Genomic DNA, 16000 nt, shown 5'->3' on the forward strand with positions numbered 1-16000 from the left:
AAAATATAAAAAACATACGATTCAATCTATTGATATTATGCGAGGCCTTTATCGCGCATTTTCATAAACTCAACATATCGCCTTCTTGTGGCAATCATGAAGCCTATAATCATGATAATGGTACCAATCCAAAGTATATTAATCTGTGGTTTTTCAATCGCTTGAATAATGACCCAGTCTTTTTGGGTTGTTTCAACGGCTATTTCAACGGTACCATTTTCAGGATAAATACCTTCAACCCTTATTCTAGCGGCAATCTCTTGGTTGAGTTCATAAGGCCTGACCATGTTATAATTGGTAATGACAAAAATAGGCTGGATCAGGTGTTGAACATCATTTTCAGCAAAGACGACAATATTGGCGCGAACGGCAATGTCATTTGGGCCTAAATCGGCAAAATTAACTTTAGGAATTCGCTCCCATCCTCGATATTGAGCAACATAATCGTTAATAAAAAAGCGTTGTCCGATAGAATCCAAACTAATTAACTCTTTTTCACTCCACTCTGTATTCTCTTCTTCAAAGTCGTTTTGAAGTTGCACAAAAGTGTAAAGGTCTCTGTCCCATTCTTTTCTTATGGCAGGGGATTGTACCGGCCGACCCATTGTTTCATTTTTCTGGATTCTCGGGAAAAGGGTAAACTGTTTTCCAGTACTCATTGAGGTATACTCAATTTCGTGATATGTATTCTCAGGCGTACGGAAATATAATGTGTCTTCAGCCTCAGCATATGTCTCACCATCCACTACGATCGGCTTTATAGCTACTTTATAATGAGGGTCTCTCGTTTCGCGGAGCAACGATTTTCTGATATAACCCGGCACACTTTCCGAACTTACACCTTCACCCTTGTAAAGGATTTTATAACCGGCCATCACCTTAGGATCGTTTAAGAAGATGATCACGTTGTTCACGTTTTCCTCTTCAGTAAAGTTATCCGCGATTATGGTTGTGTTTTTAGAAATTACTTTTGAATAGCCTTCGGAAAACATAATTCCAATAAGCATCATTGCTATTCCTATATGGGCTACGGAACCTCCGGTTAGTTTATAGCTATTACTCTTTAATAGGCCATATAGAATCTTGCTATTTGATACCACTGAGTACATACTCGCCACTAGGATGAGGATATAAGTTGGGTCGAATATTTTTTGAAGGGTGAAAATAATTGCGGATAATATTAAGGATATTAGAATTGGAAAAACCATCGCAGATTTCAGCTTATCCTTATCCATTTTCTTCCAGTAGAAGAATTGGCCAGTTCCTGAAAGCCCAGCTATTCCTACAGCAAACCACAATTGCCATTTAGAATAAAATTCTATCTGATTGGCAGGAGGAGCTAAGGAAGAAATACCTCCGAATAGCTCAACAATTTTATTGATTACCGGAAATGATGTAGGAACAATTACTTGAAATGCCATTAGGCATAAAGTCAATGCGCCAATAAAAATCCAAAATTCTCTAGAGTATGTAGATGCTTCTTTTTCCGATGTAGGAATTTCTTTCCAACGAATGGCCGCTAAAACTATACTGCCTATCATGAAAAAGAACATGTAGATTAAAAGCTGACCTGATAACCCAAGATCGGTAAATGAATGCACAGATGTATTTCCTAATATTCCACTTCGTGTTAAGAAAGTGGCGTAAAGAATCATTAGGAAAGTTGATATCACTAATACTATGGATGTCTTAAGTGCGGTTTCGCTCTTTTTATAGACGATCATAGTATGCATACTGGCTATTAATACCAGCCATGGTACATAGACGGCATTTTCCACGGGATCCCAATTCCAATAGCCCCCGAAGTTTAGTGTTTCATAGGCCCAATAGGCACCCATTATTATGGCCGTACCTAGTACTACCCCACCAAATATGGTCCATGGTAGTGCTGGTCTTATCCAGTCTGTGAAATCTCTCCGCCATAAACCTGCCAAGCAAAATGAGAAAGGCACTAAAGTAAGTGCAAAACCAAGGAATGTTAATGGTGGGTGTATAACCATCCAATAATTCTGTAGTAAAGGATTGAGCCCTTTGCCATCTTCAGTTACAAAATTTGGATTAATTAGGTAGACCGTATCTTGCATTACGTCTCTCATAAGAATGAAAGGAGAGCTACCTAGTTTAAAATCGCCAAATACGACACCCAATATCATTGAGGTTAGGAATGCCTGAACCAAAGAGAAAATGGTCATCACTGGGGCTTCCCATTTTTTATTGGTTCCAATAAGTACGAAGCCAAGTAATGCGTTCCAGAGCGTCCATATTAGGAAACTACCCTCTTGTCCTTCCCAAAAACAAGCGATCATATAGTGAACGGCAAGGTTTACGGAGGAATGACTATAGGCGTAATGGTATTCAAAATAGTGGTAGTATATGATTAGGAACAGGGTAACGACCGTTCCGATGACGGTAAGTCCATGTACAATAAATATTTTTCGACCGAAACTAACCCAAGGGTCCTTACCCAATTCATTGTTAACAGCCGCTTTTCCGTAAGCAAAAGAGGCAAGAATGGATGAAATGAAAGAGATAATTACAAAGAGGTGTCCTACGTTTCCTATTCCGAGATGTAAGGTTTGAGGTTCTGGATTCAAGATTTCTTTGTTTTTAATTCAGTCAGATCGAATATGATTTTGACAACCTCTGTGAGGATGCTCTGTGCTACAAAGAGTTCTCTTCGTATTTGGAAGGGCACTTTAAAAGTACTTTATCAGCCATAAACCTGTCGTTTTTATAAGCACCAATCACCACAACTTTGTCAGACTTCAATAAATCAGATGGCATAGGGCTGTTTAGAAAAACAGACTGTTCTTTTTGGTTGTCATCCACAAGAATGAATTCAACTGTTAAACGATCATTACTTGGGTTTATACCAACAACTTCACCTGCACTATTTTTCTTTAGCTCACCAACAACATGGATTGAATTTGATTTGCCATTTTCTGACAAAGTGTATGCTTCGTCGAAAGTAACATATGAGCTTGCGTTACTAGAGGTGGAAACTATTACGGCGATTGCTACAGCAATTACAACGATACCAATTAGACTTGATTTTTTCATGATCTATCTCCTTTAGTTTACTCAGGCAAAAGTAAGACACAAACGCCTAAGAATTAACCTTTTCCTTGAAAACCTCCCGCTCAATTTTAGATAGTTTTCGATCTATTCTTATGGCGTAAGTTGTAATACCAATAAAGATGATAGCTATGACACCTACAACGACATAAATTTTGCCGTTTTCACGCATTTTATCTGCCATGTCTACATCTTTATTCGTGTAGTCATCATCTTTTATTTCATATTTCTCACCTGACTTCAAATCACTGATGTCTTGTGAAAAAACGGGTGCACAAAACGCTAAAAACAGAGTTATGATTAATAATTTTTTCATCTTAATCTTCTTCAGTTGCCTTTTCAATTCTTTTATATCTTACTCTTAGTTCTGCTAACCAAACGCCCATTAAAGTCCAACCGATAACAGCAGGGTATAAAACCATTTTCAATTTGTCGTCAGAATCAAAGAAGTTTAAAGCTGGATTACCACCATTTCCGGGGTGGAGCGAACTTTCAGCCATTCTTGGAAGAATGAATAAAAGAGGAATCATAGCAGCATAAGCAAAAATGCTATAAACACTGCTTATTCTCGCGCGTTGCTGTTCGTCTTGCAACGAATTTCTTAGTACTAAATAGGCCAGGTATATCAATAGGCAGATTGCCGCTGCATTTTGTTTAGGGTCGCCACTCCACCATTCAGACCACGTGAATTTTGCCCAAAGCATACCAGTGAGTAAGCCAAGAATACAGAAGAGTATTCCTGCTCTTGCCAGCTCAACTGATTTTGTGTCAAAATCAATCTTACCAGTTCTTAAATATTTGACGGAATAGACAAGAGACCCTGTTAGCATAATGATCATACCAAACCACATGGGTACATGGAAATGTAAATTTCGAATTGTCTCATTTAAGATGGATAATCGTGGTACATCCAATAAAAGGCCACTGATTATAGTATAAAGGACTAAGGCTACTGCAAGTGCTTTCCACCAGACTTTTTTCATAGCTGATTTTTATGGTCTGTTTAGTAATCAACGGAATCTGTTAGGCTATACCCAACCTAGCGTTAATTAGCTGCGCCAAAGATAAGGGAATAGCATATAAGTTATAGCAATGATTATGGCATTTATAGCTAGTAAAACAAATACTTGATCTTGATAGACGCTTCTATCAATTCCATCCATTGCACTTTTAGAAGTCTTTATAATCACTAAGAGCATGGGGATTATGGCCGGAAAACTGAGTATAGCCATCAGGGAGGTGCTATTTGGAGCCTTAGATGCTATTCCAGAAACCATTGTCAAGGCAGAGGCAAGGCCAACCGAACCCAAAATCAAAATTAAAATATACATTGGCCAATCTTGAATTGGGTTACCCATTACTATGCTGTAAAAGAATAGCCCTATCATTGCCATAATCATTAATAGCAGAGAATAGTAGATAGTTTTGGAGATTATTATGGATTCAGCCTTAGCTAATGAATAGTAGTATAGTAACCTTCCGGAAGCCTCTTGAATGAAGCTTTTTGCTACAGCATTGGTTGCAGTAAAAAGGAGAATAATCCAGAATAAAGCATTCCAGGTTGGACCATTGAGCGTTCCAGACTTAAGTCCAAAACTCATATAACAAACAAAAATGGTCGAGGCTAAATAAAGAACAATACCATTTAAAGCATAGCGTTGCCTCCATTCCGAGAGGAATTCTTTTTTAATAAGCGTGATTATTGATGACTCCTTCATTTTGGATGGTAAATATATTACGTTTGCTCTTAATTAATTTCATTTATGTCTGATAGTAGAGTAAGGCACTTAGCAAAGACTATTACATGGCGAGTAGTTGGTACTGTTGACACGATTATTCTTGCTTGGGTCATATCGGGAGACCCTGCCACTGGGTTGAAAATTGGTGCAGCGGAGGTTGTTACCAAGATGATACTATATTATCTGCACGAGCGGATGTGGTATAAAGTCAATTTCGGTTTGGATAGAAGACAAGAGAGAAAAAGTCGACAAGATAGGACAGTAAAAGCAACAACTAATGTTGTGCAACAAAATTTTAAAATTAATAGAACAAAGCGACAATCTTTATTAAAGCAAAAACCACTTTTAGTATGGTTTACAGGGCTATCCGGATCTGGTAAGTCGACCATGGCTAATTTACTGGAAGCTGAATTACACGCAAGTGGATATAAGACCTACCTATTGGACGGTGATAATATAAGACATGGGCTATGCAATGATTTGGCTTTTACAGAAAAAGACAGAATAGAAAATATTAGGAGAATAGGTGAAGTGTCGAAATTATTTCTCGACTCAGGTGTAATAGTTCTTTCAGCTTTTGTTTCGCCCTTTGCCCAAGACAGAGAGCAAGTTGCTTCCTTAGTAGGAAAACAGAATTTTGTTGAGGTGTTTGTAGATTGTCCTTTAGAAGTATGTGAAGAGCGCGACGTCAAAGGCCTCTATAAAAAAGCACGAGAAGGGAAGATCAAGAATTTCACGGGAATTGATTCCCCATTTGAAAAGCCCAAAAATCCGAATTTGGTTTTAAAAACAGCGGAGATAGAACCGCAAATTCTTTTATCAAATCTTTTGGATTATGTTGAACCGAAAATTAGTGTGAAAGCGAATGTCGAAGTATAATTTGAGTCATCTAAAAGAACTTGAATCAGAGGCAATTTATGTGATTCGAGAAGTGTTTGCCCAGTTTGAGAAGCCGGGTATTCTTTTTTCCGGAGGTAAAGATTCAATCGTTGTTACTCATCTAGCGAGGAAAGCTTTTTGGCCAGCCAGAGTGCCGTTTCCTTTGGTGCACATCGATACTGGACATAATTTTCCTGAGACTATTAAGTTCCGAGATGATCTAGTTAAGGAACTAGAAGTTGATCTAGTCGTTGCTTCAGTACAGCAGGCCATTGATGACGGAAGGGTTAGAGAAGAAACAGGTAAAGATGCTTCAAGAAATTGGTTGCAGATTACTACGCTGCTAGATTCTATTGAAGAAAATGGATTTGATGCCCTGATGGGTGGAGCTAGGAGGGACGAAGAAAAAGCTAGAGCTAAGGAGCGGTTTTTTTCACATCGTGATGATTTTGGTCAATGGGATCCAAAAAACCAACGCCCGGAGCTTTGGAATATCTTTAATGGGAAAAAGAACTTTGGTGAACATTTCCGGGTCTTTCCTATCAGCAATTGGACAGAAATGGATGTATGGCAATATATTTTGTCAGAAAATATCGCTATCCCTTCACTTTATATTGCTCATTATCGCGATGTAATCAAAAGAGGAGGCACCTGGTTACCTAACTCAGAGTTTATTAAACTAAGAGAGGGCGAAGAGATAGTGAATAAGAAAATCAGATTCAGAACACTTGGAGATATTACTATTACTGGCGGAGATGAGTCAGAGGCTGATACCTTAGAAAAAATTGTGGCTGAAGTGGCTGCAGCTAGACAAACCGAAAGAGGTAATCGAGCGGATGATAAACGCTCTGAAACATCAATGGAAGACCGTAAAAAAGAGGGATACTTTTAATGGATAATACTTATTTAAATATGGAACTTCTTCGTTTTACAACTGCAGGAAGTGTTGATGACGGAAAAAGTACCCTAATAGGAAGATTGCTTTTTGATAGCAAGTCTATCTTTGAAGATCAACTCGATCAGGTTGAGAATTCAAGTAAGAAAAGAGGTTTAGACCATACAGACTTGGCATTGCTTACAGATGGTCTTAGAGATGAAAGAGAGCAAGGAATTACTATTGATGTAGCATACCGTTACTTTGCTACACCGAAACGTAAATTCATTATTGCAGACACACCTGGCCATATACAGTATACAAGAAACATGGTAACAGGAGCTTCCACAGCAAACCTAGCTTTAATTCTCATTGACGCGCGCCATGGCGTTGTCGAACAAACTTGTAGGCATAGTTTTATTGCTTCTTTATTGCAAATCCCCCATTTAATAGTTTGCATAAATAAAATGGACCTTGTGGACTACAGTGAGGAGGCCTATGAAAAGATTAAGGCCGAATATGAGTCTTTTGCTGCTAAATTGGATGTAAAAGATATCAGGTTTATACCTATTAGTGCCCTTAAAGGTGATAACGTAGTTAATAAGTCTAAAAAAATGGATTGGTACGAAGGGTCAACCCTTTTGTACACACTGGAGAATATTCATATTGGAAGTGATCAAAATCATATAGATTGTCGTTTTCCTGTACAGACAGTAATTCGACCGAAACAAGATAAGTACCATGACTTTAGAGGCTATGCAGGCCGAGTAGCCGGTGGAGTATTTAAGAAAGGAGATGAAGTTGCTGTTTTGCCCTCAGGGTTTACCTCAAAAATTAAAGCACTTCATACCATGACAGGCGAAGTAGAACAAGCTTTTGCCCCGATGTCTGTAGCAATTACATTGGAAGATGACATAGACGTTGGTAGAGGAGATATGATCGTCCGTGATATGAATAGGCCTGATGTCACTCAAGAAATAGATATCATGTTATGTTGGTTTAATCAGCAAACGCCTTTACCTAGAGCTAAATTTACCCTTATGCATGCCAATAATGAGGTGAAAGCGATGATCAAGCAAATACGCTACAAACTTGATATTAATTCCCTGCACCGGAATGAAGATGACTTAAAACTTACCATGAACGATATTGTGCGGGTATCAGTAAGAACTACCAAACCTTTGATGAAGGATGCCTATAGAAAAAATAGATTTACAGGCTCTATTATTTTGGTAGATGATGCAACTAATGAAACTGTAGCAGCTGGAATGATTATATGATTATGCTGAAACAAAAACTATCGAGTTTGCTTGAAATTGCGAAAGAAGCAAGTCTTTTAGCAGGATCCAAGATTCTAGAAATTTATAATTCAAATGATTTTGTTGTTGAGATTAAAGGTGATAACTCGCCGCTGACAAAAGCTGATAAAGCAGCTCATGAGATTATTATGTCATTTCTTGAACCTACGGGTATTCCTGTTTTGAGTGAAGAAGGCAGAGAGATTTCTTATAATGAAAGGAAAAAATGGGAATTCCTCTGGATAGTAGACCCACTTGACGGAACAAAGGAATTTATAAAACGAAACGGTGAGTTTACTGTGAATATAGCACTAGTTCGAAATCAGCAGCCTATCTTAGGAGTTGTTTATGCACCTGTTTTAGATAAACTTTATGCCGGTGCTAAAGCCATAGGTGCTAGCTTGATCTCTAAAGAGGGCATAAGAGTTTTGAAACCAAAAGTTCGACTGGACTTAACTAAACCTAACCTTAAAGTTGTTGCTTCGAGGTCCCATTTGAATGAAGAAACTCAGGCATTTTTGAATAATTTAAAACAACCTGAAATTGTAAGTATGGGTAGTTCTTTAAAGTTTATGGTAATTGCTGAAGGAAACGCCGATGTTTATCCAAGGTTTGCACCAACAATGGAATGGGATACGGCTGCTGCACATGCAATACTAGAAGAGTTGGGTGGAAAAGTGTCTAACCTCGACGGTAATTCCTTAATATACAATAAGGAAAATTTACTTAATCCATATTTTAGCGCTGAATAACTGAAACAAATGAATCAAGAAAAAATTGCAATCATTGGCCTTGGGTATGTGGGATTACCTCTGGCAGTAGCATTTTCACAGAAGTATAAGGTTGTGGGTTTCGACATAAATACTCATAGAGTTAATCAACTGAATGACGGTTTTGACCAGACTTTGGAAGTAGAAGAACATTTGTTGAAATCAGTATTAAACTCGACTAAAAATGGAATTGGGCTTGAAAATACTTCTAGCCTTGAAGAATTAAAAGATTGCAATATTTTTGTAATAACTGTCCCTACTCCAGTAGACAAGGATAAAAAGCCAGACCTTTCGCCTCTCATCGGCGCGACGAAGATGATAGGAGGGATCATTAAGAAAGATGATATCATCATTTATGAATCGACTGTTTACCCCGGTTGCACCGAAGAGGATTGCGTTCCTGAACTAGAAAAGGCTTCGGGGTTAGTTTTCAACTTAGATTTTTATTGTGGCTATTCACCTGAAAGAATAAACCCAGGAGATAAGATAAATACTTTAACTTCTATTAAGAAAGTAACTTCAGGGTCTAATAAGGCAATTGCTAAAAAAGTCGATGACTTGTATAAAAGTATAATTACTGCCGGTACGCACTTGGCTCCATCAATAAAAGTCGCTGAAGCGTCAAAAGCAATTGAGAATGCTCAAAGAGATATTAACATTTCTTTTGTGAATGAATTGGCTCTAATGTTTGATAGAATGAATATTGACACAACAGATGTTCTTGAGGCGGCAGGTACCAAGTGGAATTTTATCAAGTATAGGCCGGGGCTAGTTGGAGGTCATTGTATCAGCGTCGATCCATACTACTTAAAACAAAAAGCAGAATCACTCGGCTATTATCCTGCAGTCATCTCTTCTGGTAGAAAAGTGAATGATGCGATGGGAGAGTTTATTGCAAGTAAAGTAGTCAAATTACTTATTAGAAAAGGAAAAAAAGTTAAAGGTAGTAGGAGTCTCTTGCTCGGTATTACTTTTAAAGAGAATTGCCCTGATATTCGAAATACTAGGTCAATCGATATATTTCATGAGTTGAAAGCCTATGGTGTTGTTGTAGACGTTTACGACCCATGGGCTAGTGTTGATCAAGTTAGGGACGAATTGGGTATTGATCTTATTTCGGCCGTAGACTTGAACACTTACGACTCAGTAATTTTAGCTGTAAGCCACAAGGGATTTGAAAATCTTGATTACCTGCAGATAAGATCAAATGATGGAGTTATTTTTGATGTAAAATCGTTTTTACCGAGAGAAATCGTAGACGCTAGACTATAAATGAAAAAGATTCTTGTAACAGGAGCAGCGGGTTTTATAGGTTACCACCTAGTTAAAAACCTTATATCAAAAGGTGAGACGGTGATAGGTTTGGATAGTATCAATGATTATTATGACCCAAATTTGAAGTATGGAAGACTCAGAGAATCTGGTATTCAAAAAGAAAATATAGTTTACAACTCATTAGTAACCAGCTCGAAACATCCAAAATATTCCTTTATTAAGCTGAAATTAGAAGATCATGAGGGGCTTAATCAATTGTTTAATAAACAACATTTTACTCATGTTATTAATCTGGCCGCCCAGGCAGGTGTAAGATATAGCATTGAAAACCCAAGGGCTTATATAGATAGTAATATTGTAGGGTTTCTCAATATTCTAGAGGCCTGTAGACATTTCAATATTTCCCATTTGAGCTATGCTAGTAGTTCTTCTGTTTATGGCTTGAATGAAAAAGTGCCTTTTAAGGTTCAGCATAATGTTGATCATCCAATAAGTCTTTATGCTGCTAGCAAAAAAAGCAATGAACTGATGGCTCATACTTACAGCCATTTATTTAATCTTCCAACCACTGGACTAAGGTTTTTCACTGTTTATGGTCCTTGGGGGCGCCCAGACATGGCGTATTACCTATTTACTGATGCCATTCTAAATAATAGACCAATTAAGGTGTTTAATGACGGTCTTATGTCGAGAGATTTTACTTACATCGATGACATAGTTGAAGGAATAATTAGAGTTAACAATACAGCACCAATCGGTGATGAGAACTGGAGTGGAATGTTGCCGAATCCTGATAGCTCTAAGGCGCCTTATCGTGTATATAATATTGGGAATAGTTCTCCCATTAAACTGATGGATTTTATCGAAACCATTGAAAGTAATCTTGGGAGAAAAGCAAAAAAGCAGTTCATGCCGATGCAGCCAGGAGATGTTGTTTCAACATATGCTGACACCAAAGAACTCACTAACGATTTTGACTATAAACCTAATACGCCTTTGAATGATGGTGTAAAGGAGTTTGTCAATTGGTATAAGGAATTTCACAATATCTGAATCAAGAAGAAATGAAAGGTAAGCTTCAAATGGTTGATTTGGTCAACCAATATGCGAAAATCAAGGATGAAATTCGAACTGAATTTGACAGGGTTCTGGATTCGGCAGCTTTCATTAATGGTCCATTAGTTCATGAATTTCAATCTGACCTTGAATCTTACCTGGATGTTAAACATGTTATACCATGTGCGAATGGTACTGACGCGCTTCAAGTGATTATGATGGCCTATGACTTTCCTGCAGGGTCGGAAGTAATCGTTCCATCATATACTTATGTTGCTACTGTCGAAGTCATAGCCCTATTAGGTTTGAAGCCGGTATTTGTTGAAGTTTATCCTGATACTTTCAATGTTGATATTGAGGACTTATCGGGAAAGATCACTCACAAGACAGTTGCTGTAGTTCCTGTTCATCTTTATGGGCAATGTGCTAATATGGAGCCGTTGATTGAATTGGCTAAAGCGAATGATCTTAAAGTGTTTGAAGATACAGCGCAAGCTATAGGTGCAGATTATATCTATAGTAATGGTAGCAAGGCAAAAGCTGGAACAATGGGAAATGCTGGAGCGACTTCTTTTTTCCCTGCTAAAAATCTCGGTTGCTATGGTGATGGTGGTGCTATTTTTACAAATGAGGATGAATTAGCATCCAAGATCAGAATGATTGTAAATCATGGTCAAAGTAAACGATACCACCATGATTCGATTGGAGTAAACTCTAGACTTGATTCTTTACAAGCCGCAGTGCTCAAAGTTAAACTTAAATACTTGGATGATTATAGTGAGTCTAGGAGAAAAGTGGCTAGTAATTATGATGAGGCATTTAGGAGCTCAAGCTTAATTATTACACCCCATAGGTCTGATTTTTCTACACATGTTTTTCATCAATATACAGTAAAGCTCGGCGATGGCATTGACCGGGACGATCTCCACTCTTTCTTAGCCGATAGAGGTATCCCTTCAATGATTTATTATCCAGTACCAAATCATTTGCAGAAGGCCTATTCTTACTTTGGGTATGAAAAAGGTGATTTCCCTATTACTGAGGACTTATGTTCTAGAGTTATTTCTTTCCCTATTCATTCGGAGATGAGGAATGAGCAACAAGAAACCATAATTAGCGGTGTTCTGGAATACTTTAGTTGATAGCTTTAATATTATAGTTGTCAAGGTATTCATTCTTTCTTGCAGTCAGATTTTTTCATTATTAATTTGTAGTTAATAAATAACGAGTAATTTTGTTACTCGTTTGTAAGTTACGTGAATGTGACTGACCAGGCGAAGCTGTATCATGTTAGAAACACTCATTTCTTCAAAAACTCGCATTAAGCTTTTGTTGAGGTTATTTCTAAATCCAGGCTCAAAAGCATATTTGAGGGGGTTAGCCGATGAATTTGGTGAAAGCACGAATGCAGTGCGTTTAGAATTGAATCGTTTTGAAGAGGCAGGAATGCTCTCTTCAGAAAACGTTGGAAATAAGAAATTCTTCAAGGCTAATGGTGAGTACCCACTTTTCGGAGAGATAAGAAAAATCTTACTAAAATATACTGGTCTTCAAGATGTCATTAGTGAAGTGATTGAAGAGTTGGGTGATATTAATCAAGTTTTTCTCACAGGGGATCTTGCTATGGGTAAAAATTCAAATGTTGTAAGTTTAATTTTGGTAGGAAACCCCGATAAAAATTATCTTTTACAATTGATAAGTAAAGTAGAGGAACTAATACCAAAAAAGATACAATATTTGATTTATTCTAAAGATGAAGCTAAATCTTTGGATCTCGAAAACGAACGAACTCTCCTGTTGTGGAATGAACAATAACTCTCGATTGTATTGGACTGCTTTCTATACGAAGCCTAGAAGTGAGAAAAAGACCACTGATCGTCTAGTTCAAGAAGGGTATGAAGTATACTGCCCCACTCGGACGGTCGTAAAGCAATGGTCAGATAGGAAAAAAAAGGTGTCTGAGCCTATTTTCACCTCTTATATCTTCGCTAAGGTTAATGAGCAAAAAAGGAATGAAATATTGTCTGACCAAGGAGTCGTTTCAAGTGTATTTTGGCTTGGAAAACCTGCAGTCATAAGGGATCAAGAAATTCTTGCTATCCAATCTTTTCTCAATGATTATCCATTGGCTCAAGTTAGTTACGGAGATTTTGAATCTGGTAGTAAGGTCCAAATTTCCTCTGGCCCTTTAACTGGTCAAAATGGTTTAGTACGTCGAATAAAGGGAGCAAAGGCATATTTGACAATAGTAAGTCTCGGTATTGAAGTGCAGGCTGAAATTAGTTTGGGGCATTTAAAAAAGGTCGGCTGACGAGCTATCAAATAAATACTTTAAACTCCTATATTTGCCGAGTTCATTAAAACTCTTTGTATTCAAATTTAACATGAGAGTATCCCAACTACTTAATAGTCTCTACAGTTTATCAAGAATTCTTTTGCTAGCAACACTTTTGTTGGTATCAACTGAAACTTTGTCAGCTCAAGGCTTAGGTGGAATAGATTTGAAATCAGTACGTGTAGATGATTTGAGTGATGAGCAAATTCTTGGTTACATTAGGCAAGCAGAAGAGAAAGGTTTAACCCAGTCTCAATTAGAAGAGTTGGCGAGACAGCGTGGAGTTGCTGAATCCGAAATTTCGAAATTAAGAAGAAGAGTTGAGCGTCTACGAGGAGGATTGTCAACAGATCCTAGTACTCCAAGCAATAATCGTAATCTAGGTAGAACTACTCAATTGGTTACTCAGGAGGATGTCTTTGGGGCGCTTTCGGGACAAGAATTGGCTGATTTAACTGAGAATCAAAAGAGAATTTTTGGTTTTGACTTATTTCAGACAAAGAGTTTGACATTTGCTCCAAATTTAAATTTGCCTACACCTGAAAATTATATTTTAGGACCGCAAGATGTATTAATTGTTGATATGTGGGGAGCCACTCAACAATATTTAGAACTCGAAGTGTCTTCAGAGGGAACCGTGAGACCTGAAAATTTGAGCCCGATTTATGTTAATGGCCTTACCATTGACAAAGCATCAGAGAAAATAATTGCTCGGCTGAGTGAAGTCAATAGTGGTTTGAAATCATTAAATGGAGCACCTCCGAATATTTTTTATCAAGTAAGTTTAGGAAATATTCGTACCATTAATGTAAACGTAGTTGGGGAGGTGGGTCGACCAAGTCTTTATGCGCTTCCATCACTTGCCACTGTATATACAGCGCTTCATGCTGCGGGTGGGCCTACTGAAACAGGTACTTTTAGAGACATTCGTTTGGTAAGAAATAATAAGCTTGTTACTTCAGTAGACATTTACTCCTTTTTGACTGACGGGATAAGATCTGGTGATATGACTTTAAAGGATGGAGATGTGATAATTGTAAGACCAACACAATCACAAATTGAGTTAGAAGGAGAAGTTCGGAGGCCAGGTTTATTTGAGTTAAAGCCAAACGAGGGCTTTAAGGATCTATTGGGGTTTGCTGGTGGTTTTACTAATACTGCTTTCAAGTCTCTAATAACGGTTAAACGAAATGGTGAAAGAGAGAGAGAAATTATTGATGTAGATTCGGAAGAATTCGAAGCATTTTATCCAAAAGATGGAGACTTAATAGAGGTAAGTGGGATTTTGGATCGTTTTTCAAATCGAGTTATTATAGACGGGGCTGTATTTAGAGAAGGTGAATATCAACTAACTAAAGATCTTACAGTAAAGCAACTTATAGAAAAAGCCGATGGCTTGAGAGGTGATGCCTATCTGACTAGGGCGACAATCTATAGAACTGGTGAAGATTTTTCACAATCCACCTTACCATTTGATTTAGGTGCATTAAGGAATGGTAAAATTCCTGATATACCGCTTTTGCGTGAAGATGTTGTAAGAATCACGTCTATATACGATTTACGTGAAGAGTATTTTGTTTCAATTTCTGGAGAGGTGCAAGAGGAGGGAGTCTGGCCATATTTTAATCAGATGAATGTTAAGGATTTGATTGTTTTGGCTAAAGGCTTAAAAGAGTCTGCTTCAGGGGCTTTAATTGAGATATCTAGAAGAAACAAGAACAGCAGCGCGAATACTACTGCCGAGATTATAACCCTTTCAATTGATGAGAAACTCTCATTAAAAGGACAAGAAGAGATGGTTTTACAGCCTTTTGATCAAGTTTACATACGAAAATCGCCAGGATATACTGTTCAACAGCAGGTAACGGTAGAAGGCGAAATAGTAGCTCCTGGTTTATATACAATCAGTAGAAAGGACGAAAGAATATCAGATATCTTGTCTCGAGCTGAAGGACTCACTCAATATGCCGATCCGGAAGGTGCTATTTTAATAAGGAAAACCGAGTTTTCTGACACCAAGTCTAATGATCAGATCAGTCAAGATTACCTTCAACAACTCAGACAGAAAGTTTTAAATGACGAATCAGAGTTGAAAAATATAAGCCAAGTAAGACTGAGTGAAAGATTAGATAAAATCGGGAATCGTACGACTCAAAATACAGATGACGACCTAGTAGGGAGCCAGATAAAAAAAGAGAGGATTGAGGATATTACTGAGAGAGATTCATTAATAAAGAATATTGAAATCCCAGATCAAGAGCCAGTTGCCATTGACTTAAAAAAAATATTGGAAAGCCCTGGTTCAAAATACGACTTGATAATTCGTCCTGGTGATATAATCTCGATACCCGGTGAATTACAAACTGTCCGTATAGCTGGAGAAGTCACTTCACCCTTAAATTTGCGTTATGATTCGGACTATTCCTTTAAAGACTATATCTTCCAATCAGGAGGGTTTCTGCAAACGGCAAAAAGAGGTAGAAGCTACGTTCAATATCCGAATGGTGAGAGTAAGGGTGTTCGGAGATTCTTGTGGTTTAAAAAATATCCAGAGATTAAGCCTGGCTCAACTATTTTTGTGAGTCGAAAAGCAGAGCGCCAAGCTTTAAATTTTCAGGCCATAATTGCTGCTGTAGGTTCAGTAGCTACTCTGGCGTTGGTTGTTGATCGTTTGAGTCAAAATAACTAGTACCTTCACG

15 protein-coding genes and 1 pseudogene are annotated in these 16000 nt (G+C 37.8%); 11 read left to right on the top strand and 5 right to left on the bottom strand.

Going from position 1 to position 16000, the window contains the following annotated elements; genetic code table 11:
* Positions 1 to 35 precede the first annotated feature (35 nt).
* The 5 genes from ccsA (JXQ92_RS11325) to JXQ92_RS11345 form a co-directional block, all read right to left on the bottom strand.
* Positions 36 to 2594, bottom strand: coding sequence for a cytochrome c biogenesis protein CcsA (ccsA, locus tag JXQ92_RS11325; protein WP_421986730.1), 2559 nt, complete (start codon positions 2592 to 2594; stop codon positions 36 to 38).
* 67 nt (positions 2595 to 2661) lie between these two features.
* Positions 2662 to 3060, bottom strand: coding sequence for a cytochrome c maturation protein CcmE (locus JXQ92_RS11330; RefSeq protein ID WP_421986731.1), 399 nt, complete (start codon positions 3058 to 3060; stop codon positions 2662 to 2664).
* Positions 3061 to 3106: 46 nt separating this feature from the next.
* The gene (locus JXQ92_RS11335) at positions 3107 to 3391 is read right to left on the bottom strand and encodes a CcmD family protein (RefSeq protein ID WP_421986732.1); all 285 of its coding nucleotides are present in this window, start codon (positions 3389 to 3391) and stop codon (positions 3107 to 3109) included.
* Position 3392: 1 nt separating this feature from the next.
* The gene (gene ccsA, locus JXQ92_RS11340) at positions 3393 to 4058 is read right to left on the bottom strand and encodes a cytochrome c biogenesis protein CcsA (RefSeq protein WP_421986733.1); all 666 of its coding nucleotides are present in this window, start codon (positions 4056 to 4058) and stop codon (positions 3393 to 3395) included.
* A gap of 66 nt (positions 4059 to 4124) precedes the next feature.
* The gene (locus JXQ92_RS11345) at positions 4125 to 4793 is read right to left on the bottom strand and encodes a heme exporter protein CcmB (RefSeq protein WP_421986734.1); all 669 of its coding nucleotides are present in this window, start codon (positions 4791 to 4793) and stop codon (positions 4125 to 4127) included.
* 45 nt (positions 4794 to 4838) lie between these two features.
* Here JXQ92_RS11345 and JXQ92_RS11350 point away from each other — a divergent pair.
* From JXQ92_RS11350 to JXQ92_RS11400, 11 genes and pseudogenes are all read left to right on the top strand, one after another.
* A pseudogene (locus JXQ92_RS11350) lies at positions 4839 to 5003 on the top strand (DUF2061 domain-containing protein); the annotation flags it as partial.
* Positions 5004 to 5033: 30 nt separating this feature from the next.
* Complete coding sequence (gene cysC / locus JXQ92_RS11355) at positions 5034 to 5693, top strand: adenylyl-sulfate kinase (protein WP_421987367.1); 660 nt, start codon at positions 5034 to 5036, stop codon at positions 5691 to 5693.
* Entirely contained in the window at positions 5680 to 6585 is a 906-nt protein-coding gene (gene cysD / locus JXQ92_RS11360; protein WP_421986735.1) for a sulfate adenylyltransferase subunit CysD, read from the top strand. Before cysC ends, cysD begins: the two co-directional genes overlap by 14 nt.
* Positions 6586 to 6605: 20 nt before the next feature.
* Positions 6606 to 7847 (top strand): sulfate adenylyltransferase subunit 1, encoded by a 1242-nt coding sequence (locus tag JXQ92_RS11365; protein ID WP_421986736.1) that lies wholly within the window; start codon positions 6606 to 6608, stop codon positions 7845 to 7847.
* 2 nt (positions 7848 to 7849) lie between these two features.
* Complete coding sequence (cysQ, locus tag JXQ92_RS11370) at positions 7850 to 8617, top strand: 3'(2'),5'-bisphosphate nucleotidase CysQ (RefSeq protein ID WP_421986737.1); 768 nt, start codon at positions 7850 to 7852, stop codon at positions 8615 to 8617.
* Positions 8618 to 8626: 9 nt separating this feature from the next.
* Positions 8627 to 9907 carry a nucleotide sugar dehydrogenase gene (locus JXQ92_RS11375; RefSeq protein WP_421986738.1) on the top strand — a complete coding sequence of 427 codons (1281 nt, stop codon included), beginning with the start codon at positions 8627 to 8629 and terminating at the stop codon, positions 9905 to 9907.
* The gene (locus JXQ92_RS11380) at positions 9908 to 10963 is read left to right on the top strand and encodes an NAD-dependent epimerase (protein WP_421986739.1); all 1056 of its coding nucleotides are present in this window, start codon (positions 9908 to 9910) and stop codon (positions 10961 to 10963) included.
* 11 nt (positions 10964 to 10974) lie between these two features.
* On the top strand, positions 10975 to 12108 hold the full coding sequence (locus tag JXQ92_RS11385; protein ID WP_421986740.1) for a DegT/DnrJ/EryC1/StrS family aminotransferase: 1134 nt from the start codon (positions 10975 to 10977) through the stop codon (positions 12106 to 12108).
* A gap of 145 nt (positions 12109 to 12253) precedes the next feature.
* Positions 12254 to 12781, top strand: a complete 528-nt coding sequence (locus JXQ92_RS11390; protein ID WP_421986741.1) for a winged helix-turn-helix domain-containing protein — start codon at positions 12254 to 12256, stop codon at positions 12779 to 12781.
* The gene (locus JXQ92_RS11395; RefSeq protein WP_421986742.1) at positions 12771 to 13277 is read left to right on the top strand and encodes a UpxY family transcription antiterminator; all 507 of its coding nucleotides are present in this window, start codon (positions 12771 to 12773) and stop codon (positions 13275 to 13277) included. Before JXQ92_RS11390 ends, JXQ92_RS11395 begins: the two co-directional genes overlap by 11 nt.
* A gap of 73 nt (positions 13278 to 13350) precedes the next feature.
* Positions 13351 to 15990 (top strand): SLBB domain-containing protein, encoded by a 2640-nt coding sequence (locus tag JXQ92_RS11400; RefSeq protein WP_421986743.1) that lies wholly within the window; start codon positions 13351 to 13353, stop codon positions 15988 to 15990.
* Positions 15991 to 16000 lie beyond the last annotated feature (10 nt).

The organism is Roseivirga sp., from assembly GCF_049099775.1.
Lineage (GTDB): Bacteria > Bacteroidota > Bacteroidia > Cytophagales > Cyclobacteriaceae > Roseivirga.

Excerpts from the sequence above, each read along its gene's own strand:
- cysD (WP_421986735.1), top strand. The coding sequence starts at position 5,680 with ATGTCGAAGTATAATTTGAGTCATCTAAAAGAACTTGAATCAGAGGCA.
- JXQ92_RS11400 (WP_421986743.1), top strand. The coding sequence starts at position 13,351 with ATGAGAGTATCCCAACTACTTAATAGTCTCTACAGTTTATCAAGAATT.
- JXQ92_RS11395 (WP_421986742.1), top strand. The coding sequence starts at position 12,771 with ATGAACAATAACTCTCGATTGTATTGGACTGCTTTCTATACGAAGCCT.
- JXQ92_RS11335 (WP_421986732.1), bottom strand. The coding sequence starts at position 3,391 with ATGAAAAAATTATTAATCATAACTCTGTTTTTAGCGTTTTGTGCACCC.
- JXQ92_RS11385 (WP_421986740.1), top strand. The coding sequence starts at position 10,975 with ATGAAAGGTAAGCTTCAAATGGTTGATTTGGTCAACCAATATGCGAAA.
- JXQ92_RS11380 (WP_421986739.1), top strand. The coding sequence starts at position 9,908 with ATGAAAAAGATTCTTGTAACAGGAGCAGCGGGTTTTATAGGTTACCAC.
- JXQ92_RS11375 (WP_421986738.1), top strand. The coding sequence starts at position 8,627 with ATGAATCAAGAAAAAATTGCAATCATTGGCCTTGGGTATGTGGGATTA.
- ccsA (WP_421986733.1), bottom strand. The coding sequence starts at position 4,058 with ATGAAAAAAGTCTGGTGGAAAGCACTTGCAGTAGCCTTAGTCCTTTAT.
- JXQ92_RS11330 (WP_421986731.1), bottom strand. The coding sequence starts at position 3,060 with ATGAAAAAATCAAGTCTAATTGGTATCGTTGTAATTGCTGTAGCAATC.
- JXQ92_RS11365 (WP_421986736.1), top strand. The coding sequence starts at position 6,606 with ATGGAACTTCTTCGTTTTACAACTGCAGGAAGTGTTGATGACGGAAAA.
- cysQ (WP_421986737.1), top strand. The coding sequence starts at position 7,850 with ATGCTGAAACAAAAACTATCGAGTTTGCTTGAAATTGCGAAAGAAGCA.
- JXQ92_RS11345 (WP_421986734.1), bottom strand. The coding sequence starts at position 4,793 with ATGAAGGAGTCATCAATAATCACGCTTATTAAAAAAGAATTCCTCTCG.
- JXQ92_RS11390 (WP_421986741.1), top strand. The coding sequence starts at position 12,254 with ATGTTAGAAACACTCATTTCTTCAAAAACTCGCATTAAGCTTTTGTTG.